The organism is Sciscionella sediminilitoris (genome assembly GCF_000737195.2).
In the GTDB taxonomy this organism is placed as follows: domain Bacteria; phylum Actinomycetota; class Actinomycetes; order Mycobacteriales; family Pseudonocardiaceae; genus Sciscionella; species Sciscionella sediminilitoris.
In genome coordinates, this window is record NZ_JALM01000004.1 from 20684 (window position 1) to 40310 (window position 19627).

Here is a 19627-nt window from a genome sequence, read left to right on the forward strand (position 1 = left end):
CGTTCTAGTTAAGGATCATGGACACATTCGTTTAGGATCGCTTGATGGAACTTTCGATGCACCGGCTGCGCCTGCTTCGCGAGCTCGCCCGCCGCGAAACGCTCACCGCGACGGCGGCCGCGCTGCACTACACGACATCCGCGGTCTCCCAGCAGTTGCAGCAGCTCGAGCGGGAGGTCGGGCTGCCGTTGTTCGAGCGCATCGGGCGCAAGGTGGTGCTCACCGAGCTCGGTCAACTGCTCGCCCAGCACGCGGAGGAGATCCTCGGCGCCGAGGAACGCGCGGTGATCGCACTCGAGCGAGCCCAGGCCAATCTCGCCGCCAAGGTCTCGGTCGGGGTGTTCGCCACCGTCGCGGCCGGGCTGCTCCCCCGTTCCCTTGCCTGGCTCGCCACGCACTACCCGGACATCGAAGTACACACCCGCGAAGTGGACCCGGAGGAGACCGCGCGCGCGGTCGGCCAGGGCGATTTCGACCTCGCCTTCGTGATCGACTACCCGGACGCGCCGATGCCCTGGGACGCCAACCTGGAACGGCGCAACATCGGCCGCGAGCGGCTGCACGCCGTGGTGCCCTCCGGAGCACTGACCCCGCAGAGCCCGGTCGCGCTCGCCGATCTGGCCGACGCTCGCTGGATCCTCGCGGGCAAGGCGAGCCACTTCGGCAACGCGGTCCGGGTCGCCTGTCAGCACCAGGGTTTCGAACCCGATGTGCGCCACGAGGTCGAGGAACAGGCCACGGCGATGGCCATGGTCGCCGCGGGCCTCGGCGTCACGCTGGTCCCCGATCTCGGCCTCGCGTTCCGCTGGTCCGCGGTCGAGGTCGTCGAACTGGCCGACCCGATCACCAGGGACATCGCCATCGCCTACCGCACCTCCGCGCATCGCAGGCCCGCCCTGCGCGTGGTGATCGACGCGTTCGCCGCCGCCGCGGATCAGCTCGGCCTCACCGGGTCCACCGAAGGGCCGCTTGACCACGGGGCGGCGGCCTCGGCAAGATAGGTTGCGCTGCCAGCCCGCTGCGGGACACCGGACCGGTGTCCTGATCAGGCGAGCCTCCCCAGCATGGCCCGCAGTGATCGCGGGCGATGAATGCTGTCGAACGGGAGGCATGCCGTGGACCTATTCGAGTTCTTCCGCGAACAACTCGCCGCCGGGACCAATCTCGTGCTCGTCTCGGGTTACGCGCGGCTTCCGGACGCGGTCGCCAATCACTCGCAGTACGAACGGGTCGGCGTGGTCCTCGTCGTGGACCTGGACTCGGGAACGGTCGTCGCGGCCGAACCGACCATGCTCACCTCGCTGGCCAAGGACTTCTTCCGCGCGCTGGTCGAGGAGACGAGCGTGTACACCGAGGCGACCGAGGTGCTGCGACGCATCGAGACGCACTACAAGGGCGGCTCCGGCGCGGCACTGGTCACCGCCTTCCGCAAATGCCTGGAAAGCGTCTACGTCGCGCGGAACAACGGATGAGCGCGCCACTGTCCGGGGTACGGGTGGCGGATCTGTCCAGGGTGCTCTCCGGACCGTACGCCACGATGCTGCTCGCCGATCTCGGCGCCGAGGTGATCAAGGTCGAGCAGCCGGGACGCGGGGACGACACCCGCGCCTGGTCCCCGCCCGAGGCCGGCGGGGAGAGCAGCTACTACCTCTCGCTCAACCGGGGCAAACGCAGCCTCGCCATCGACCTCGCGAGCCCCGAGGGCCACGCACGGGCCCTGCGGTTGTGCGCGGAGGCGGACATCGTGGTGCAGAATTTCCGCCCCGGAACCGCGGACCGGCTCGGCCTCGGTTTCGCGGATGTCGCCGCGGTCAACCCGGATGTCGTGTACTGCTCGGTCAGCGCCTATCCGGACGGGCACCCCGAGGAGGGGCAACCGGGCTTCGATGTGGTGCTCCAGGCCGAATCCGGGTTCATGGCGATCACCGGGGAGCCCGAGGGGGAACCGGTCAAGGTCGGGGTCGCCATCGTGGATGTGCTCACCGCGCTGAACACCTCGACCGCGATGCTCGCCGGGCTGCACAAGGTGGCGCGCACCGGGGCGGCCGAGCACATCCGGGTCTCGATGCTCGGCTCCGCACTGTCCGGGCTGGTGAACGTCGCCCAGGCCGCGCTGGTCACCGGTACCGAACCGGAGCGTTACGGCAACGAACACCCGAGTGTGGTTCCCTATCAGCCGTTCCAGGCAGCGGACGGGAAAGTGCTCATCGCCGCGGGCAACGACGCGCTGTTCGGCAAGCTGTGCGAACTGCTCGGCCGCGCGGATCTCGCCGAGGATCCACGGTATGCCAGCAATGCGCTCCGGGTCACCAACCGGGAGACCCTGCTGCCCGCGCTCGCCGGGCGCATCGTGGAGTGGCCCGCCGAAAAGCTCGTGGACGCGCTGCGCACCGCGGGAGTACCCGCGGGCAATATCCGCGGCGTGCTCGATGCGTTGCGGCACGGCGGTTCCTCGGTCACCGCACAGCTCGAACACCCCACTGCGGGCACGCTCACCATGCCCCGCCCCGGTTTCCGGTTCACCGGTTCGGAAACCTTCGCCCCCCTTCCCCCACCGTTTCTCGGTGAACACACAGATGCAGAACAGGAGCAAGAATGAGCGTCAAACAGGCCGACCCGCACGATTTCCTCGGGATCGACGCCGGTCTCGGCGACACCGAACGGGACGTCCGCGATGCCGTGCGCGCCTACGCCCGCGAGGAACTGACCCCGCACATCGCCGACTGGTACGAGAACGGCGGCCTGCCGCGCGAACTCGCCTCCGGGCTCGGCAAGCTCGGCCTGTTCGGCATGCATCTCGAGGGCTACGGCTGCGCCGGACTCTCCGCGCTCGCCTACGGGATCGCCTGCCGGGAGCTCGAGGCCGTCGACTCCGGGCTGCGCAGCTATGTGTCCGTGCAGGGATCGCTTGCCATGTTCGCGATCCACCACTGGGGAACCGAGGAGCACCGCACCGAGTGGCTGCCCCGGATGGCCGCGGGGGAAGCGCTCGGCTGCTTCGGGCTCACCGAACCGGATTCCGGCTCGGACCCGGGTTCCATGCGCACCACCGCCCGCCGTGAGGGTTCGGACTGGGTGCTCAACGGGACGAAGATGTGGATCACCAACGGGACCCTGGCCGATGTCGCCGTGGTGTGGGCGAACACCGAGGAGGGCGTCCGCGGTTTCGTGGTCCCCACCGACACCCCCGGATTCACCGCCAACGAGGTCAGGCACAAGCTCTCCCTGCGCGCCTCGATCACCGCCGAACTCGTGCTGGAGAACGTGCGACTGCCCGAATCCGCGGCCTTCCCGGATGTGCGCGGCCTCAAGGGCCCGCTCTCCTGCCTCAACGAGGCCCGGTTCGGCATCCTGTGGGGTGTCGTCGGCGCCGCGCGCAGCTGCTACGAGTCCGCGCTCGACTACGCCAAGACCCGCGAGCAGTTCGGCAAACCGCTCGCGGCCTTCCAGCTCACCCAGCGCAAGCTCGCCGACATGCTCGTCGAGGTGAACCGCTCGGCACTGGTGGCGCGCCAACTCTCCACGCTCAAGGACGCCGGGGACCTCGCCCCCAGCCAGGTCAGCTTCGGCAAGTTCGCGAACGTCCGCTCCGCCATCGAAGTCGCCCGCAGCGCGCGGACCGTGCTCGGCGCGAACGGGATCACCCTCGAGTACCCGGTGATGCGGCACATGAACAACCTGGAGACCGTGCTCACCTACGAGGGCACCGAGGAGGTGCACGCCCTGAGCCTCGGCGCCGCGGTGACCGGGGTCCAGGCCTTCCGCTGACCGGGCTCGACGCCCCCTAACTGAATATCTCGACAGCTCGGTGTTGCATCGCGATAGTTTTCGATATATCGTTAGTGAGGTCAGCACCGAGCTGGCGCGGATCCATCGGGGTCCGCCACGAGAGAGGGGCAAACCCATGCGTCAGTCATTCGGATTTCACGGAGACGGCTTCCACCGGGAGCACGACCACCCGCACCACCCGCACCGGCGCCCGCATCCGGGCCGCGATTTCGACCCGCACGCCCGTGCCCGGCACGGTGGCCCGTTCGGCGGCTTCGGCCCCGGCGGATTCGGACCGGGCTTCGGTCCCGGCGGTTTCGGTCCACCCCAGGGGTTCCCGCCCGGATTCGGGGGGCCGTGGCAGGGCCGTGGCCGGGGCGGCGGGCGAGGAAGAGGCCGCCAGCGCCGCGGTGATGTCCGCGCCGCCGTGCTCGCCCTGCTCACCGAGCGCCCGATGCACGGCTACGAGATGATCCGCGAGATCACCGAACGCAGCGGCAACGCCTGGCGGCCGAGTCCCGGTTCGGTGTACCCGCTGCTGCAGCAGCTCGCGGATGAGGACCTGATCGCCGAGAGCGGCGAGGGCAAGGGTGGCAAGAAGCTGTTCACCCTGACCGAGGAGGGCGAGCAGGAGGCGGAGCAGCACACGGAGAACCCGCCGTGGGAGCAGGCCGCAGCCGAGGCGCCCGCCGAGGACAGCCCGTTGCAGGCCGCGGCTGCTCAGCTTGCCGGGGCGGCCGTGCAGCTGTTCATGGTCGGATCGGCGGAGCAGAAGAACCGCGCGGTCACGATCCTGAACAGTGCCCGCAAGGAGCTCTACGGCATCCTCGCCGAGGACGCTCCCGCGGACACCGAGGAAGAGGACGAGGACTGAGCAGGTCTAGGAGTCCAGGATGATCCCGGTCGGTTTGCTGCGAATCCGCAGCCGGTAACCGACCGGGATCTCCGTTCCGCGCGTCTCGGCGATCGCGCGGCGGGCCACTTTCGCGGAGAATTCGATGCGCAGCACCGCTTCCAGCTCGGCCCGCTTGGCGAACCGCCAGGTCGTGGCCACGTCCCTGCTGGTGAATCCCTGCGTGGTGAAGAACTGTTCCACCCGCCCCGGTTCGTAGTCCGGCAGGTCGGCACGCAGCCAGTCCCCGTAGGGCGCCGCGAATCCGTCGAGGTCCACGATCACCAGTGCGCCGCCGGGACGCAGTATCCGGTCGGCCTCCCGCAGTCCCGGTTCGCAACCGGGACCGAAGAAATACGCGGTCCGCGCGTGCAGCACATCGGCGCTCGCGTCCGGAAGCGGAAGCGCCTGTGCCCGCCCCGCGAAGGCCTTGGCGTTCGACAGCCCGGCGACCCGCTCGCGCGCCCGTTCGCGCAGCGGCGGATGCGGTTCAACGCCGATCACGCTCGCCGCGCACGCCGCGAACCGGGGCAGGTGGAATCCGTCCCCGCAACCGATGTCCACCACATCCCGGCCGGCGAACGGGGCGTGTTCCTCGATCGCCGCCCACACCGCGCCGTGCACGTCCTGTGCCGCGTTCTCGATCGCGTAGGTCTTCGGCCAGCGCCAGATGTTCGGGCTGGGCCGGACGGATTCGGTGGTCATCCAACGGTGGGCAGCATGAGCCCGAGCATCATCCAGGACAGCACCGCCGAGGGCAGCAGCGAGTCGAGCCGGTCCATCAGCCCACCGTGCCCCGGCAGCAGCGTGCCCATGTCCTTGATCCCGAGGTCCCGCTTCACCAAGGACTCCATCAGGTCGCCGAGGGTCGCGGAACAGACCACCGCCACCCCGAGGATGGCGCCCTGCCACCACTGCCCGTCGAGCAGCAGCCAGATCGCAAGCCAACCCGCGACCAGGCCGGAGATCAGGGATCCGGCGAACCCCTCCCAGGACTTCTTCGGGCTGATCGAGGGCGCCATCGGATGCCTGCCCAGCAGCACACCGGCCGCGTATCCGCCGGTGTCCGAGCACACCACCACGATCAGGAAGGTCAGCACCCGGCCGACCCCGTCCAGCGGGAGCACGAGCAGCGCGGCGAACGAGGCGAACAGCGGCACATAGGCCGCCGCGAACACCGAGGCCGCCACATCCCGCAGGTACCCGTCCGCCCCGGAACGCATCCGCCACAACAGGCAGGCGAGCACCGTGGCGACGAACCCGACCAGCGCGCCACGCAGACCGAACGGCCAGGTCAGCCACACCATCGCCTGACCACCGAGCAGCAGCGGGACCCGGGCGATCCGGATGTCGGCGCCGCGCCGGAAGGCACCGGCCAGTTCGATGGTGCCGATCGCGACCGCCGCCGCGATCACGATCAGGAACAGCTGCCGGTAGGTCAGCAGGGCAGCGAGCACCGCGGCGCCGAGCGCGAGCCCGACGCCGATCGCGGCGGGGAGATCGCGCCCTGCTCTGCGGGCGGGCTTGTCCGGCTGGGCTGTCCCGCCCTCCACGGATGGGGCGCTGGGCTCCCCAGGCTCGTCGGCGCCGCTGTTCTCGGCGTCGCCCTGCTCGGCATTCACAGCAGCCGAACCTACCTTGAGCACGGTGACACTACCTGTTCGGAGGGTCGGTTGACGGGGTCGATGGCGTGGGTCACTCGGCGCCGATGGCGGTCTCTTCCTCCGCGGCCTCCGAGCGGGCGTTCTCGATCTCCCGCTCGACCCGCACCGGGGACAGCCCGGAACGGATCGCGAAGATGTAGATGCCCAGCGAGACCACGAACATGGCCAGCGCGCCCCAGCCGAGGCTGAGCACCTTCAGCCCGCCGCCGTAGTCGCCGAGGTAGCTGATCACCGCGAGCAGCACGAGCCAGGGAATCACCCAGGCGCCCGCCTTGAAGTCCAGCGGCGGCAGCTTGCGCTTCGAGGTCGCGATGAAGATCGGCAGCAGGATCAGCCCGAGCAGCAGCATCAGGAACAGCTTCCAGTTCGTGTCCCAGCCCGCCCAGAACACGATCATGTTGGCCGAGAAGAACGCCAGGAACGGGATGATGTCACCACCGGCGAGCTTGAACGGGCGCGGGAAGCCAGGAGCCCTGCGGCGCAGCACGGCGAGCACGATCGGCCCGCTGCCGAAGGAGAGCACCGTCGCCGAGGTCACCAGGCTCACCAGGCTCTGCCAGCTCGGGAACGGCAGGAAGAAGATCAGCCCGACCACGAAGGTCACCAGCAGGCTCACCACCGGAACACCGCGCTTGCTGACCTTGGTCAGCGACTGCGGGGCGTTGCCGTTCTGCCCCATGGCGTACGAGATGCGCGCCGTGACGGTGTTGTAGATCAGGCCGGTGTCACCGGGCGAGACCACCGCGTCGATGTAGAGGATGATGGCCAGCCAGCCGAGTCCGAGGATCGTGGCGATGGCCGCGAGCGGGCCGAAGTCGTTGGCGAAGCTCAGGTGTTCCCAGCCGCCCGCCTTCGCGAGGTCGCCCGGCTGCACCACGCCGACGAACGCGATCTGCAGCAGCACGTAGATCACACCGCAGATCAACACACAGCCGATGACCGCGATCGGCACGTTCCGCTTCGGGTTCTTGGACTCCCCCGCCAGCTCGATCCCTTGGCGGAACCCGATGAAGGAGAACGCGATACCCGCCGTGGCGATCGCGGTGAACACACCTTCCCAGCCGCCCGGCATGAAGCCGTAGCGGGTGAAGTTCCCGGAGAAATGGCCCAGCTTGAAACCGAAGTACAGGAACGCCGCGATGACCACCACGATCACCAGCAGCTTCCACCACACCAGCGCGTTGTTGATGCGCGCGAAGTACTTCACGCCGTAGTAGTTGATCAGCACGAACACGGCCATCAGGATCACCGCGATGATCGTGCCGAAGCCGGTGAGCGTGTACACCGGATCGGCGCCCGGTTCCAGCTGGTTCGGCGTCATCATCGCCGGCAGGCCGAGCGACTGGATGTACCCCGTCGAGTACTGCAGCACCGCCTCGACCTCGACCGGCGGAATGGACACCGCCGCGAGCCAGGTGATCCAGCCCATCACGTAGCTGGCGAAGGAACCGAAGGCGATGTGCGGGAACCGCACCACGCCACCGGAGATCGGGAACATCGTGCCGAGCTCGGCGAAGCACAGCCCGATGAACAGGATCATCACCGCGGCGATCGCCCAGGAGAGCAGTGCCGCCGGGCCGGCCAGCTTGGCGGCCTTCAACGCACCGAACAGCCAACCGGAACCGATGAGTGAGCCGACACCGGCGAACAACAGCCCGACGAGACCGAGGTCCCGGCGCAGCTTGTGCCCGCCTTCTCCACCGTGTTGTGTTGTGGCCATCTCCGCGCGGCTCCCTTGCTCATGGCTTCTGAGGCGTTTTCCAGCGCCGGTATCGTATGGGTGATCCGACCCGGACACGTAACGACGCGCGGTGGAACCTACCCAATCATTGGGCCGGATAGGTTACGAAACGATCAAAAAGTTACCGACCGTGGCGATCTGCGACGGAATTTGCCCGATCAGCCGGATTTGACCGAAGCGCGCTGCGGCGACACGGATACGAGACGTGACGAACCGTAGTCAACAAAACGCGCGCCGGGGCTGTCGGTCAACAGCCCCGGCGCGCGTCCGGGTCGAACCGGGATTTCAGGGTTTCACGGTCTCCACGACCGCCTGGGCCACATCGCGCATCGTGCTGCGGCGGTCCATGGCGGTGCGCTGGATCCAGCGGAACGCATCCGGTTCCGAGAGACCGTGCTTGGTCATCAGCAGCCCCTTCGCGCGGTCCACCAGCTTGCGCGTCTCCAGACGGTCGGTCAGGCTCGCCACTTCCGACTCGAGCGCGGAGAGCTCCGCGAACCGGGAAACGGCGAGCTCGATCGACGGGGTCAGGTCCGACTTGCTGAACGGCTTCACCAGGTACGCCATCGCACCCGCCTCGCGCGCCCGGTCCACCAGGTCCCGCTGCGAGAACGCCGTCAGGATCACCACCGGAGCGATCCGCTCCTCCGCGATCTTCGCCGCCGCGTCGATCCCGTCCAGCTTCGGCATCTTCACGTCGAGCAGCACCAGGTCCGGTTTGAGTTCACGCGCCAGGGCGACGGCCTGTTCGCCGTCTCCCGCCTCACCGACTACCTCGTAGCCTTCCTCGCGCAGCATCTCGACCAGGTCAAGGCGGATCAGCGCCTCATCCTCCGCGACCAACACCCGGCGTTCGGCCTTCTGGTCATTACCACCGGTCGCCTCGCTCACCAAGACCTCCATCGACATCAGCTTGACGGGACACCGGCCTCCCCCGGCACCCTGCGTGACTATCGTACCTATCGCCGCACCGCCCGACCCGCCCACGGGAGCCATCTCACGGTCACGTTATTCTCTGGCACGACAGCGCCCCCGTAGCCCAATGGCAGAGGCAGCGGATTCAAAACCCGTCCAGTGTGAGTTCGACTCTCACCGGGGGCACACTGCTTGTCTCAGGCAAGGGTGAGAAACAGCTTTTCGAGTTGCTCCTCGGTGAGCGGAGCTTCCTCGTTCTGCTCGCCGGTCGTGATGCACTCGCGCAGACCGCTGGCGATGATCTTGAATCCGGCGCGGTCGAGTGCGCGGGAAACGGCGGCGAGCTGGGTGACCACATCCTTGCAGTCGCGGCCTTCGTCGATCATCGCGATCACGCCCGCCAGTTGTCCCTGCGCCCGGCGCAGCCGGTTGCGCACCTGGCCGACGGTGTCTTCATCACCGATCATGTTCACGCTCCCTGTTTTCGTGTTGCCGCTTCGCAGATTTCCACGGCCACCGGGAGCGGGGGCGGTCCGGGTGGCCCGCACACCACTGATCCGGGGCGACCGTGGCCCGGACGGCGTCGATGTGCATGCCGCATCCGCTCCACGTGGTCTTGCCACAGGTACGGCATCGCTTGGGACGGCACATGATGGCTCATCCTTTCGCAAGAGTCGGTGCGCCCGTGCGATTGCGGCGCAGTTCGGCGAAGGCGGGAACGGCGGCCACCGTGGCCAGCGCTTCGAACAGGGCGCGCCCCTCGTCCGGCCCCGGCGGTTCGGTCAGCACGGGCCCGAAGAACGTCCTGCCGTCGATCGTGGTGATCGGACTGCCGCCGGTCGAGCCGAGCGCGTCCTGACTGAGCTGATGCATGGCGCGCATCGCGGGGTCGTGCGCATCGGTGTGCGCCGCGGAGAGGAGTTCCCCCGGCATTCCCGCTTCCCGCAATGCCGCACGGAGCAGCCCGTCATCGACCCGCTCCTCCCGCTCGTGCACCCGGACTCCTATCGCGGTGAACAGCGCGGCCCTGACCCGGTGGTCGTCGATGGCGGCGAGCACCCGGCCCACCGAACGCGAATCGGCGATGCGGCCACGGTGCCCCGGCGCCACCTCGCGGCCCTCGTTGAGCACGGCGAGGCTCATCGGATACAGGCGCAGCGATTCGGGTTCCGGGATCGCCTCGCTCAGCCATCGATACGCCAGCCAGGCGAACGGGCAGACCGGATCCCCGTACAGTGCGACCTCGGTCATGACAGGGCCTCGTCCAGCGCGGTGAGCGCGGATTCCAGCCGTTCGGCCGCCGATCCGGCGACCGCCTCGATCTCCGCTGCCGCGACGAGCTCGCTCATCATCGCCGGGTTCACCGCCTCGACCCGGGTGACCGAGGAATCCGCCTCGTCCTGTCGCACCACGACATTGCACGGCAGCAGCAACCCGATATCCCGGCTCGCCTGCAGCGCCCGGTGCGCCAGCGATGGATTGCAGGCACCCAGAATCACGTAGCGCTCCAGGGACTCCCCAAGCTTCTCCCGCAGCGTCGCCTGCACGTCGATCTCGGTCAGTACCCCGAATCCCTCCCCGGAAAGCGCTGCCCGAGTCCGGTCCAGGACGGTGTCGTAGTCCGCTCCTCGATACGAGCGGGTCAAGCCCAGCCGCACGATGACCTCCGTTCCACTCACCATGACAGATACCCTACGGGGTATATCGTATGCCCCCAGGGGTATCTGTCAACCACACGTGCTCCACGCCTCGCCGGGTGCGTGCCTATCCTGAACCATGGCGACGGAGCTGGAGACCATGCGAGAGTTGCTCGATCGCTATGGGCACACCTTCGCCGGGGAGGCCGGTATCCGGCTGGCCGACCAGCCCGCCCCGCTGTACCGGCTCTCGGTGCTCACCCTGCTGCTGTCGACGCGTATCAAGGCGGAGATCGCCGTGGCCGCTACCCGGGAACTGGGCCGCTCGGGCATGACCACCCCGGCCCGGATGGAGCGCTCCGCCTGGCAGGACCGCGTCGATGCGCTAGACCGGGCCGGATACCGCCGCTACGACGAACAGACCGCGACCGCCCTCGGTGCGGGGGCCGCCATGCTGCGCCGGGAATACCGCGGTGATCTACGGCAACTGCGCCGGCGCGCGCAGGGATCGACATCCACGATCCGCGAACTGCTCACCGAACTACCCCGCATCGGGCCGACCGGGGCGGACATCTTCTGCCGCGAGGCTCAGGGGATCTGGCCCGAGCTGCGGCCCTGCTTCGACCGGCTCGCCCTGCGGGGCGCCGAAAAGCTCGGTCTTCCACCGGATCCGGAGGCGCTGGCGCGCCTGGTCGAACCCGGGCAACTGCCCATGGCGGCGGCCGCACTGGTCCGGGTCGTCGTAGCGCCGAGTCCGCCCGGGCAGCGCTGACCGCGGCGCAGCGCTGCCCGGTCAGGGGCCGAGGTGCAGCCTGGTCCAGTGGGCGCCGCCATCGTGAGTGGTCAGTACGGCGTTCCCCGCACTGTCCCCCGCGCCCGGATGATCGACCACGAATCCGGTTCGGTCCGTGGTGAACTGCAGATCGTTCCAGCCACCGCCCGGTTCGGCGAGCGCGGTGCGCCACGCGCGGCCATCCGCGCTGGAGTAGAGCCAATTGCCGGTACTCGCCGATCCGATGACCAACCGGCCGGACGGGGTCGCCGCCATGGTGCACGCGATCCCGGGCCGGGGCGCGGTGCCGAGATATCGCGCGGTGCGCCCGGCGTCCGGCGAGGCGAACACCCGCTTGGTGGACCGGCTCAGTCCGACATCGCCGAGGCACAGCAGCATGAGCCGATCGTGCGGTAGCGCGGTGATTCCGGCCATCGTCTCCGCCGTCGAGGTGTCGCACGGAGCTCGGCGGGCCGACCACTGCCTCCCGCCCGGACTGGCGTAGAACACGCCGGGCCGCCCGGGTTCACCGGCCACCGCGACATAGGCGGTGGCACCGCGCAGGGCCAGCATGACGTCCTGGGCGCCCGCGGTCACCGGCAATCTGACGGGTACCCGTCGCCACCGCGAACGGCCCGGGTCCGAGCGCCACAGGGTCGTGGGCGCCGCGCATTCGTACGGTGGTTCGCCGATGCGGCATGGGGAAACCGCGAGATACGTGACATCCGCCTCGGTCGCCAGGGCGACCACCTGCCGGCCGCCGCCGGGCATTCGACTCGACCGCCAGGTCCGGCCGCCGGCCGCGGTCCGATAGAGCGCGGGGCCGAACGCCCAGCCGTGACCGGCATCGGCGAACCGCAGCCGTGTCACACCGGGCTCTCCCGGCTGGGCGAGCGGCGCGGGCACGGTGCCACGGACCGACCAGCTGCGGCCCGCGTTCTCGGTTCCGGCGACCACCGTGCAGCGCCGGTCACCGCAGCCGACACTGCCCAGGATCCTCCCGGCCGATGCCGATGGCCAGTTCACCGACTGGGCAAGGAAACCCGCGGGCACCGATCCGCTCGTGCGCAGCGGCGCCCCGGCCCCCACCGTGGGTGTGCCGAACAGCGCGGCCAGGCCGAGTACGGCCAGGATCAGCCAGAACCGCGACCGGCGCATCGACTGCCTCCTCGTGCCGTGTTCGCAATCTCCGGGCACCTTCCCCGGATTCGGCCGAAGCACGGAACACCTCCAGTGCCTTATGACCTGATCCGGTGATGCGGAGTGCCCCAATCCCGTGCCGCGAGCAGCGGCCCGGCCACCCACCTGATGGGACTCACCGAGGTTGCCGCCCCATCGCTGGAGAAATACCCGCGCGTCGCGGTGGTGTGCCCGGAACAGGCTCAGTCAGCTGGCTCCCGCCTGGTCGTAGAGTGTCTTGCCGATCCCCTGTTCCGGTGCGCCGCTCAGCGCGGTGGTGATCGGTTCACCGGTGCCCGGATCGATGTCCATGGTCCCCTGGCTGGTGACGGCGAAAACGGTGCCGCTTCCGGTCTCGGGGTCGAAATCGGCCAGCCACGGGCCGCCGCTGGATCCGCCGGCCATATCGCAGGGCGAGTCCCACGTCCCGGTGCCGTCCGGCCCGGCCTTGACGTTGTCGCACCAGTACAGGGAATTCCCGCGGGCCGTACGGGATCCCGGGTAACCGAGGATGGTCGTCTTGCCCGGGTCGGCACCGTCGAAGGAGATCCGCTGCGGTTCGGCGCGGTCGGCGAGGTGGCTGCCGCGATCCTGATCGAAGGCGATCATCGCGATGTCCGGTGAGCTGTGCTGGGTGTACGACTCGGGAAGCAGGTACGTCCGCGCCGCGAAGACCCCCTGCGGGCGCTGCCCGTCCTGGTATCCGGGAACGAAGACGACATTGCTGACCTTGATCCGGGTGCCGTCCCTGGTGAGACCGGGCCAGACACAGTGGGCGGCGGTGGTCGCGAGGTCCTTGTTGGCTCCGCCGACGGCGGTGGCGGTGCACCAGTGATCCTCACCGGGCACCTCGGTGAAGAACAGCCGCCCGACCCCGTGCGGGATCGGGCCGGACCAGGGCCGGTTGACCGAACCGTCGGCCTCGTTCGACTTCGCCCCGACCGCGCGCATCCGTTCGGGTGTCCAGTGGGCGAGCGCTGCCTGACGCGCTGCCGGGTCGAATGTGCCGGTGTGCACGGCCGGAGCCGATTCGGCGGCGCTCGCGGCGGGTGCCGCTATCGCGAAGACCGTCAGGAGCAGGGCTGGGAGTACCGCGAGGCGCAGGCCGCGGCGAGCGAAACCGTTCACCTCGACTGGACGCGCGAACCCGCGATCGGTTGCCCGGCAGGCGGTCACCGCGGCTGGGGTGCTGTCGACTCGAGCGCGTCCAGGAACGCGGCGGCCGCGGTCGACAGCTGGCGTTTGCTGTTCCAGTAGACGTGGATCTCGCGGACCCATCGCGGTTGCGGCAACGGTTTGGTGAGCACATCGCCGAACGCGGTGATGCTCGCGGCCATCTCGCCGAGCAGCCCGATGCCGAGCCGGGCACGCACCAGCGCGATGACCGTCGTCGGATGCGCGACATTGGTGATGCGGGCCGGTGTGATCCCGCTTTCGGCGAGCCGCTCGGTGAAATCGGTCCACCCTTCGGCGGGTGCTCCGGTGACGATCAGCGAGCGGTCCCGCAGCACCGTGGGGCTGGCGTCGACATCGGCGAGCGGATGATCCGCGGGGATGGCAAGGTGGATGCGCTCATCGAAGAGGTGCCGTGACACGACTTCCTTGTGCCGCTGGGGAATATCGGCGACACGCACGGCGAGGTCGATGTCGGATCCGGCGACCGCGTCCTCCAGCCAGCCCGGATCACCCTCGTGCAGCTCGACCGAGACGCCGGTGTGGGCCGCACGGAACCGCTTGATCAGCGGGGCGAGCAGGACCCCGCTGGCGCCGGGAAAGCTGCCCACGATGACGTTGCCCTGCAGCGCGCCTTCGAGCGACTCCACGCTGTCCATCCCGGCCCGGACCTCGGCGAGCGCGGCCCGCGCATGCGGCAGCAGCCGATGTCCGGCCTCGGTGAGATTGACGCCGCGGGCGCCGCGGTCGAACAGCCGCACGTGCAGCACCTCCTCCAGGGCGGCGATGTGCGCGCTGACCCTCGGCTGGGCGCGGCGGGTCGTGCGGGCGGCCGCGGTGAAGGTCCCCTGGTTGACCACGGCCAGGAACGAACTGAGCCAGGAGAGCTGGATGTCCTCCGGAATAGCCATACGGAAAACCATATAACTCTTATCGGAACTACGTTCTGGTCGTATCGCCTGTGCGGGACTTAGGGTTTCCCCGGGAGCTCCCACCGGTCGCGTGCAGCTTCCGGACGAGCTCTTCGTCGTATGCCATCCAAGTGTGCTGGGAGCTGCCGATGTCGTCAGGGCAAACCGTCGCGGTCGAGCGCGCACCGGCTTCGATCAGGAAAGTCGCCGGTGCCAGCCTCGCGGGCGCGACCATGGAGTGGTACGACTTCCAGCTCTACGGCTGGCTGAGCGCGCTGGTGTTCAACAAACTGTTCTTCCCCGCGAGTGATCCGGTCGTCGGAACACTGCTCGCGTTCGTCAGCTTCGGGGTCGGATTCGTGGTCCGGCCGGTCGGGGCGCTGGTGTTCGGGCACATCGGGGACCGGATCGGCCGCAAGGCGACCTTGCTGGCCACCCTGCTGCTGCTCGGCCTGCCGACGGTGCTGACCGGGCTGCTTCCCACCTACGAGACGATCGGGATCTGGGCGCCGATTCTGCTGGTGTTCTTCCGGTTGCTGCAGGGGTTCGGGCTCGGCGGCGAGTTCGGCGGCGCCGCACTGATGGTCGTGGAGCACGCACCTCAGGGCAAACGCGGATACTGGGGTACCTGGGCGTGCATGGGAAATCCCGCCGGGCAGCTGCTCTCCATCGTGGTCGTGTTCGCCTTCGTCGCGGCGCTTCCCGAACAGCAGCTACTCACCTGGGGCTGGCGGGTGCCGTATCTGCTCGGGGTCTTCATCCTGATCGCCGGGCTGTACCTGCGGTTCAAGGTGGTGGAGACACCGGCCTTCGCGCGGATGAAGCAGTCCGGCGGTCCGGTGCGGATGCCGGTGCCCACCCTGCTGCGCCGCTACCCGCTCACCATCCTCAAGGCGTTCGGCGCCCGGGTGGCGGATGCCGGTACCTGGGCGGTGTTCATCGTGTTCGGCATCAGTTACCTCACCACCGAGCTGCACCTGGCGAAACCGGTGGCACTGCTCGGTGTGGCACTCGCCCTGGTGCTGCAGCTGATCACGGTGCCGATCGCGGGCCGGTTCTCGGATCGCTACGGCCGGAAACCGGTGATCATGCTCGGCGCGGTGCTCGTCGGCCTCGCGGTGTTCCCCAGTTTCCTGCTGATGAACACGGCGAATCCGGTGCTGGTGTGTCTCGCGTTCCTGCTCGGTTTCCCGATCGGGGTCGGTATGGTGTTCGCCCCTTCCGGCGCGATGCTTCCCGAACTGTTCGACGCGCGGGTGCGGTTCACCGGAACCTCGGTGGTGTTCCAGCTTTCCTCGCTCGCGGCCGGTTTCGTACCGGCGATCGCCGCCTCGCTGCTGTTGCTCGGCGGCGGAACCCCCTGGCTGGTGTGCGGGTTCGTGGTGCTGCTCGCCGTGATCACCGGAGCCTGCACCCATTTCCTGCCGGAGACCTACCGGCGTGATCTGAATGAGGAGTACTGACTTGGCTGGCACTGAGTTCGGCGGACACATCGGCCGCACCTACCGGGATTCCGTCCCCTGGTGGCCCCAGCCCCGGGGCCCGGAGGCGAACAGCCCGAACGTGGTGCTGTTGCTGCTCGACGACGTCGGTTTCGGCAGCCTCGGCTGCTACGGAAGCGAGATCGCCACCCCGAACATCGACCGGCTGGCCGGGCGCGGACTGCGGTACACCAACTTCCACACCACCGCCCTGTGTTCCCCCACCCGCGCCTCCCTGCTGACCGGGCGCAATCATCACTCGGTCGGCATGTCCATCATCGCCAATGCGGACAGCGGTTTCCCCAGCAAACGCGGAGCGGTCCGGCAGGACGCGGGAACCATCGCCGAGATGCTGCGCGGCGAGGGCTATGCCACCTTCGCCATCGGCAAATGGCACATCGCGCCCGCGGACCAGACCTCGACCGCGGGACCGTTCGACCAGTGGCCGCTCGGCCGCGGGTTCGACCGGTTCTACGGTTTCCTGGACGCGGCCACCGACCAGTTCCATCCGGAACTGACCTACGACAATCATCGCGTGGATCCGCCCGCGAAACCCGAGGACGGCTACCACCTCACCGCCGATCTGGTCGACCACGCCAATTCCTTCGTGACCGACCAGGTCTCGCTCGCCCCGGAGAAACCGTTCCTGCTGTACTTCGCCACCGGTGCGATGCATTCCCCGCACCAGGCCCCGGAGAGCTATCTCGCCAAGTACCGCGGCGCCTACGACCACGGCTGGGACGCAGTGCGCGAAGCGAGATTGGCGCGGCAGAAGGAACTCGGTATCGTCGCGCCGGACACCGAGCTCGCCCCGCGCAATCCCGGTGTGCCCGCCTGGGACGAGCTCCCCGCCGAGCGGCGACGGCTGTATGCCCGGTTCCAGGAGGCGTACGCGGCCTTCCTGGAGCACACCGATCATGAGCTCGGCCGGTTCCTCGATCATCTCGAGCGGCTCGGCCAGCTGGACAACACCGTTTTCGTACTGCTCTCCGACAACGGGGCGAGCCAGGAGGGCCAGCACCACGGTTCGGTCAACATGGCCACCTACGAGAACGAGGAAATCGACTCGGTCGAATACAACCAGCGATACTTCGCGGACATCGGAACCTGGCGGGTGCAGAACAACTATCCGCTCGGCTGGGCGATGACCGAGAACACCCCGCTGAAGCGGTACAAGCAGAACACCCATGCGGGCGGAGTACGGGATCCGCTCATCATCTCCTGGCCGGACGGGATCGCCGCGCGCGGTGCGGTGCGCCATCAGTTCCACCATGTCGTCGACATCGTGCCGACCGTCCTCGAGGTCCTCGGCATGCGCGCGCCGGAGACCGTCAACGGCGTGCCGCAGATGCCGATCCACGGCACCGGCATGCGTTATTCCTTCGAATCGGACGGACCGAGCCGCAAGCAGGTGCAGTATTTCGAGATGTTCGGCAGCCGCGCGCTGTGGCAGGACGGTTGGAAAGCGGTCGCCTACCATGCCGCGGACACCCGCTACGAGGACGACGTCTGGGAGCTCTACCACCTCGACTCGGATTTCTCCGAATGCCACGATCTCGCCGCGCGCTATCCGCAGCGATTGCGCGCCATGATCGAGGAATGGTGGACTCAGGCAGGCCGCTACGACGTCCTGCCGCTCGACGACCGCCGGTTCGCCGCGCGCCGGGCCGCGGCCAGCGCCCGCCCGGACGCGGTGCGCAGCAGGAACCGCGTCACCCTGTGGGGCGGCTGCAGCCACGTGCCGAACGGGGCCACCCCGTTCGTCCTGGACCGCTCCTACACCCTGACCGCGCACGTCGAATGCGGCCCCGAGGACGAGGGCGTACTCGTCGCCTGTGGTTCCGTCGGTGGCGGATATTCCTTCTACATCAAGGATTCCGCAATCCATCACGACTACAACTACTACGGCGGCATCTACCGGGTCAGCGCACCGGTCGAGCTCACCACCGGTCCGCACACCTTCACCTACACGTTCCGCAAGACCGGGACACTCGCCGGTGTCGGGCGGATCCTGTCCGGGGACCGGGTACTCGCCGAGGTCGCGATGCCGGAGACCTCGCGGTATTTCATGTCCTGGGGCGGACTGGACCTCGGCCGGGACGGCTATTCACCGGTCAGCCAGGCCTACTCCGGGGAGTTCCCGTTCACCGGAACGATCGACCGGGTCGTCTTCGATCTAGAGGACGACACCGAACAGCTCGGTGACTACGAACCGCAGGACTGAGGTTCCGCGCCCGTCACGCGGTCGCGGCGCCGAGCAGTTCCTTCGTCCGCGCGTCGGCGGGCAGGAACGTCTCCAGGTGCAGGCCTTCCAGGGTGGCGTCGGTCGCCGTGGCCAGCCGTGCCGAGGTGCTGAACAGGTGCAGTGTTCCGCTGTCCGTGGCGAGGTCGAGGGTGAGCACCGGACTCGCGGGCGCCGGGGTGCGGGGCAGCTCCGCAAGGTAGTTCGCGACTTCCGCCACCAGTTCCCGGTGCCGCGCCGCGCCGGTGCACTCGGCCCGGTACCGGAGCTGCTGATGCAGATGCGCGGCCCACTGGCCCCGGTTCACGATCCGGGAGGCGAGCCCGTCCGGGTGCAGGCTCAGCCGGATCACGTTGATCGGCGGCTCCAGCAGTTCGGCGGCGCAACCGGCGAGCAACACGTCCACGCCCGCGTTCGCGTCGACCACTTCCCAGTAGTCGTCCAGTAACAGGGCCGGATATGGCAGGTGCGCGTCGAGCAGGCCGCGCAGCCCGTCGAGCACCACCGCGTTCGCGCTGTCCCCGAGCGGCTGATCGGTGTACCGGGGCGCGTAGCCACCGGCGAGCAGCAACTGGTTGCGTTCCCGGATCGGGATGTCGAGGTGCTCCGCCAGATGCAGCAGCATTTCCGGTGTCGGGCGGGCCTTCCCGGTCTCCACCCGGCTCAGGTGCCTCGCCGAGACCGTGGACAGTTCGGAGAGCTCCTGCTGGCTGAATCGGCGCCGTTCCCGCCAGCTGCGCAACAACGGGCCGACGGGACGGGCAGCGGCTGCGGTCATACCGGGAGTCTAGGACCTCGGCGAGGGGATTCCATGACTTCACAGGTCATGGACCGGCTGCGCGTGGCGGGTCAATCTTGTCCCGTCAGTGACACCGAACTCCGGAAAGGACACCGTCATGCAGACCGTTGTCGAGAACTACCTGGCCACCTGGAACGCCACCGGTGCGGAGCGGACGAGGCTGCTCGCCGAGCACTGGTCCCCGGAAGCCGGCTACACCGATCCGCTGGCCGAGGCCCGCGGTCACGGGGACATCGGCGCCGTCATCGAGCAGGTGCAGCAGCAGTTCCCCGATTTCGTCTTCTCCCCCGTCGGCACGGTCGACGCGCACCACAGGCAGATGCGCTTCCAGTGGGGTCTCGGCCCGCGCGGCGCGGAACCGGTCGTGATCGGCTTCGATGTGCTCGTCCTCGACGACCAGGACCGGATCGCGGATGTGCGCGGCTTCCTGGACAAGGTTCCCGGCTGAGCCGC

The 19627-nt window shown here is 68.6% G+C and carries 21 protein-coding genes and 1 tRNA gene; 10 read left to right on the top strand and 12 right to left on the bottom strand.

Translation table 11 applies throughout. From position 1 onward, the window contains the following. Window positions 1–44 precede the first annotated feature (44 nt). From AD72_RS01445 to AD72_RS01460, 4 genes are all read left to right on the top strand, one after another. Complete coding sequence (locus tag AD72_RS01445; RefSeq protein ID WP_037344536.1) at window positions 45–1001, top strand: LysR family transcriptional regulator; 957 nt, start codon at window positions 45–47, stop codon at window positions 999–1001. 114 nt (window positions 1002–1115) lie between these two features. After that, a complete protein-coding gene (locus AD72_RS01450) occupies window positions 1116–1472 on the top strand; it encodes a DUF3870 domain-containing protein (RefSeq protein WP_197284850.1) in 357 nt (118 codons plus the stop codon). After that, entirely contained in the window at window positions 1469–2599 is a 1131-nt protein-coding gene (locus AD72_RS01455) for a CaiB/BaiF CoA transferase family protein (protein WP_037344542.1), read from the top strand. The genes AD72_RS01450 and AD72_RS01455 overlap by 4 nt, the downstream gene beginning before the upstream one ends. Further along, window positions 2596–3768 (top strand): acyl-CoA dehydrogenase family protein, encoded by a 1173-nt coding sequence (locus AD72_RS01460; RefSeq protein WP_031464506.1) that lies wholly within the window; start codon window positions 2596–2598, stop codon window positions 3766–3768. Before AD72_RS01455 ends, AD72_RS01460 begins: the two co-directional genes overlap by 4 nt. A gap of 145 nt (window positions 3769–3913) precedes the next feature. On the opposite strand, the gene AD72_RS36310 is transcribed toward AD72_RS01460, so the two are convergent. Continuing rightward, window positions 3914–4228 (bottom strand): hypothetical protein, encoded by a 315-nt coding sequence (locus AD72_RS36310; protein WP_051897708.1) that lies wholly within the window; start codon window positions 4226–4228, stop codon window positions 3914–3916. Here AD72_RS36310 and AD72_RS36315 point away from each other — a divergent pair. Beyond that, window positions 4223–4642 (top strand): PadR family transcriptional regulator, encoded by a 420-nt coding sequence (locus AD72_RS36315; protein ID WP_051897714.1) that lies wholly within the window; start codon window positions 4223–4225, stop codon window positions 4640–4642. The two genes, AD72_RS36310 and AD72_RS36315, sit on opposite strands and share 6 nt — an antisense overlap. A gap of 6 nt (window positions 4643–4648) precedes the next feature. On the opposite strand, the gene AD72_RS01475 is transcribed toward AD72_RS36315, so the two are convergent. The 4 genes from AD72_RS01475 to AD72_RS01490 all read right to left on the bottom strand — a co-directional run bounded on the left by AD72_RS01475 (window position 4649) and on the right by AD72_RS01490 (window position 8974). Continuing rightward, complete coding sequence (locus AD72_RS01475; protein WP_031464508.1) at window positions 4649–5365, bottom strand: class I SAM-dependent methyltransferase; 717 nt, start codon at window positions 5363–5365, stop codon at window positions 4649–4651. After that, window positions 5362–6282, bottom strand: coding sequence for a phosphatidate cytidylyltransferase (locus AD72_RS01480; protein ID WP_037344548.1), 921 nt, complete (start codon window positions 6280–6282; stop codon window positions 5362–5364). Before AD72_RS01480 ends, AD72_RS01475 begins: the two co-directional genes overlap by 4 nt. A 73-nt stretch (window positions 6283–6355) precedes the next feature. Continuing rightward, the gene (locus AD72_RS01485) at window positions 6356–8044 is read right to left on the bottom strand and encodes an APC family permease (RefSeq protein ID WP_031464510.1); all 1689 of its coding nucleotides are present in this window, start codon (window positions 8042–8044) and stop codon (window positions 6356–6358) included. A 306-nt stretch (window positions 8045–8350) separates the two neighbouring features. Then, window positions 8351–8974: an ANTAR domain-containing response regulator gene (locus tag AD72_RS01490; RefSeq protein ID WP_031464511.1), complete on the bottom strand. Its 624-nt coding sequence runs from the start codon at window positions 8972–8974 to the stop codon at window positions 8351–8353. A gap of 119 nt (window positions 8975–9093) precedes the next feature. On the opposite strand from AD72_RS01490, the gene AD72_RS01495 reads away from it, so the two are divergent. Then, window positions 9094–9166: transfer RNA gene (locus tag AD72_RS01495), tRNA-Leu, on the top strand. An 11-nt stretch (window positions 9167–9177) separates the two neighbouring features. Here AD72_RS01495 and AD72_RS01500 read toward each other — a convergent pair. From AD72_RS01500 to AD72_RS01510, 3 genes are all read right to left on the bottom strand, one after another. Beyond that, window positions 9178–9447, bottom strand: a complete 270-nt coding sequence (locus AD72_RS01500; protein WP_031464512.1) for a metal-sensitive transcriptional regulator — start codon at window positions 9445–9447, stop codon at window positions 9178–9180. A 190-nt stretch (window positions 9448–9637) separates the two neighbouring features. Beyond that, complete coding sequence (locus AD72_RS01505) at window positions 9638–10231, bottom strand: mycothiol-dependent nitroreductase Rv2466c family protein (RefSeq protein ID WP_031464513.1); 594 nt, start codon at window positions 10229–10231, stop codon at window positions 9638–9640. Continuing rightward, window positions 10228–10662 (bottom strand): DUF302 domain-containing protein, encoded by a 435-nt coding sequence (locus AD72_RS01510; protein ID WP_082468713.1) that lies wholly within the window; start codon window positions 10660–10662, stop codon window positions 10228–10230. Before AD72_RS01510 ends, AD72_RS01505 begins: the two co-directional genes overlap by 4 nt. Before the next feature lie 94 nt (window positions 10663–10756). Between AD72_RS01510 and AD72_RS01515 the strand changes: the two genes are divergently transcribed. After that, entirely contained in the window at window positions 10757–11389 is a 633-nt protein-coding gene (locus tag AD72_RS01515; protein ID WP_031464515.1) for a hypothetical protein, read from the top strand. Window positions 11390–11410: 21 nt separating this feature from the next. On the opposite strand, the gene AD72_RS01520 is transcribed toward AD72_RS01515, so the two are convergent. The 3 genes from AD72_RS01520 to AD72_RS01530 form a co-directional block, all read right to left on the bottom strand. Continuing rightward, window positions 11411–12547, bottom strand: a complete 1137-nt coding sequence (locus tag AD72_RS01520) for a beta propeller repeat protein (protein WP_031464516.1) — start codon at window positions 12545–12547, stop codon at window positions 11411–11413. A gap of 228 nt (window positions 12548–12775) precedes the next feature. Then, window positions 12776–13696 (bottom strand): trypsin-like serine peptidase, encoded by a 921-nt coding sequence (locus AD72_RS01525; RefSeq protein ID WP_231644702.1) that lies wholly within the window; start codon window positions 13694–13696, stop codon window positions 12776–12778. A 44-nt stretch (window positions 13697–13740) separates the two neighbouring features. After that, entirely contained in the window at window positions 13741–14652 is a 912-nt protein-coding gene (locus AD72_RS01530) for a LysR family transcriptional regulator (protein WP_031464518.1), read from the bottom strand. 149 nt (window positions 14653–14801) lie between these two features. Here AD72_RS01530 and AD72_RS01535 point away from each other — a divergent pair, with 149 nt between their 5' ends. Both AD72_RS01535 and AD72_RS01540 read left to right on the top strand, forming a co-directional pair. Further along, complete coding sequence (locus AD72_RS01535) at window positions 14802–16115, top strand: MFS transporter (RefSeq protein ID WP_031464519.1); 1314 nt, start codon at window positions 14802–14804, stop codon at window positions 16113–16115. 1 nt (window position 16116) lies between these two features. After that, window positions 16117–18357: an arylsulfatase gene (locus AD72_RS01540; protein WP_197284851.1), complete on the top strand. Its 2241-nt coding sequence runs from the start codon at window positions 16117–16119 to the stop codon at window positions 18355–18357. A 13-nt stretch (window positions 18358–18370) separates the two neighbouring features. Here AD72_RS01540 and AD72_RS01545 read toward each other — a convergent pair whose 3' ends face one another. Then, the gene (locus AD72_RS01545) at window positions 18371–19153 is read right to left on the bottom strand and encodes a helix-turn-helix domain-containing protein (protein ID WP_031464521.1); all 783 of its coding nucleotides are present in this window, start codon (window positions 19151–19153) and stop codon (window positions 18371–18373) included. Window positions 19154–19271: 118 nt separating this feature from the next. Here AD72_RS01545 and AD72_RS01550 point away from each other — a divergent pair, with 118 nt between their 5' ends. Further along, entirely contained in the window at window positions 19272–19622 is a 351-nt protein-coding gene (locus AD72_RS01550; RefSeq protein ID WP_031464522.1) for a nuclear transport factor 2 family protein, read from the top strand. The last annotated feature ends 5 nt before the right edge of the window (window positions 19623–19627 follow it).

What these genes read in the sequence shown, in the direction of transcription:
- AD72_RS01445 (WP_037344536.1), top strand. Translation starts at nt 45, where the DNA reads ATGGAACTTTCGATGCACCGGCTGCGCCTGCTTCGCGAGCTCGCCCGC.
- AD72_RS01455 (WP_037344542.1), top strand. Translation starts at nt 1,469, where the DNA reads ATGAGCGCGCCACTGTCCGGGGTACGGGTGGCGGATCTGTCCAGGGTG.
- AD72_RS01460 (WP_031464506.1), top strand. Translation starts at nt 2,596, where the DNA reads ATGAGCGTCAAACAGGCCGACCCGCACGATTTCCTCGGGATCGACGCC.
- AD72_RS36315 (WP_051897714.1), top strand. Translation starts at nt 4,223, where the DNA reads ATGCACGGCTACGAGATGATCCGCGAGATCACCGAACGCAGCGGCAAC.
- AD72_RS01475 (WP_031464508.1), bottom strand. Translation starts at nt 5,365, where the DNA reads ATGACCACCGAATCCGTCCGGCCCAGCCCGAACATCTGGCGCTGGCCG.
- AD72_RS01485 (WP_031464510.1), bottom strand. Translation starts at nt 8,044, where the DNA reads ATGGCCACAACACAACACGGTGGAGAAGGCGGGCACAAGCTGCGCCGG.
- AD72_RS01490 (WP_031464511.1), bottom strand. Translation starts at nt 8,974, where the DNA reads ATGTCGATGGAGGTCTTGGTGAGCGAGGCGACCGGTGGTAATGACCAG.
- AD72_RS01500 (WP_031464512.1), bottom strand. Translation starts at nt 9,447, where the DNA reads ATGATCGGTGATGAAGACACCGTCGGCCAGGTGCGCAACCGGCTGCGC.
- AD72_RS01505 (WP_031464513.1), bottom strand. Translation starts at nt 10,231, where the DNA reads ATGACCGAGGTCGCACTGTACGGGGATCCGGTCTGCCCGTTCGCCTGG.
- AD72_RS01510 (WP_082468713.1), bottom strand. Translation starts at nt 10,662, where the DNA reads ATGGTGAGTGGAACGGAGGTCATCGTGCGGCTGGGCTTGACCCGCTCG.
- AD72_RS01515 (WP_031464515.1), top strand. Translation starts at nt 10,757, where the DNA reads ATGGCGACGGAGCTGGAGACCATGCGAGAGTTGCTCGATCGCTATGGG.
- AD72_RS01520 (WP_031464516.1), bottom strand. Translation starts at nt 12,547, where the DNA reads ATGCGCCGGTCGCGGTTCTGGCTGATCCTGGCCGTACTCGGCCTGGCC.
- AD72_RS01530 (WP_031464518.1), bottom strand. Translation starts at nt 14,652, where the DNA reads ATGGCTATTCCGGAGGACATCCAGCTCTCCTGGCTCAGTTCGTTCCTG.
- AD72_RS01535 (WP_031464519.1), top strand. Translation starts at nt 14,802, where the DNA reads ATGTCGTCAGGGCAAACCGTCGCGGTCGAGCGCGCACCGGCTTCGATC.
- AD72_RS01545 (WP_031464521.1), bottom strand. Translation starts at nt 19,153, where the DNA reads ATGACCGCAGCCGCTGCCCGTCCCGTCGGCCCGTTGTTGCGCAGCTGG.
- AD72_RS01550 (WP_031464522.1), top strand. Translation starts at nt 19,272, where the DNA reads ATGCAGACCGTTGTCGAGAACTACCTGGCCACCTGGAACGCCACCGGT.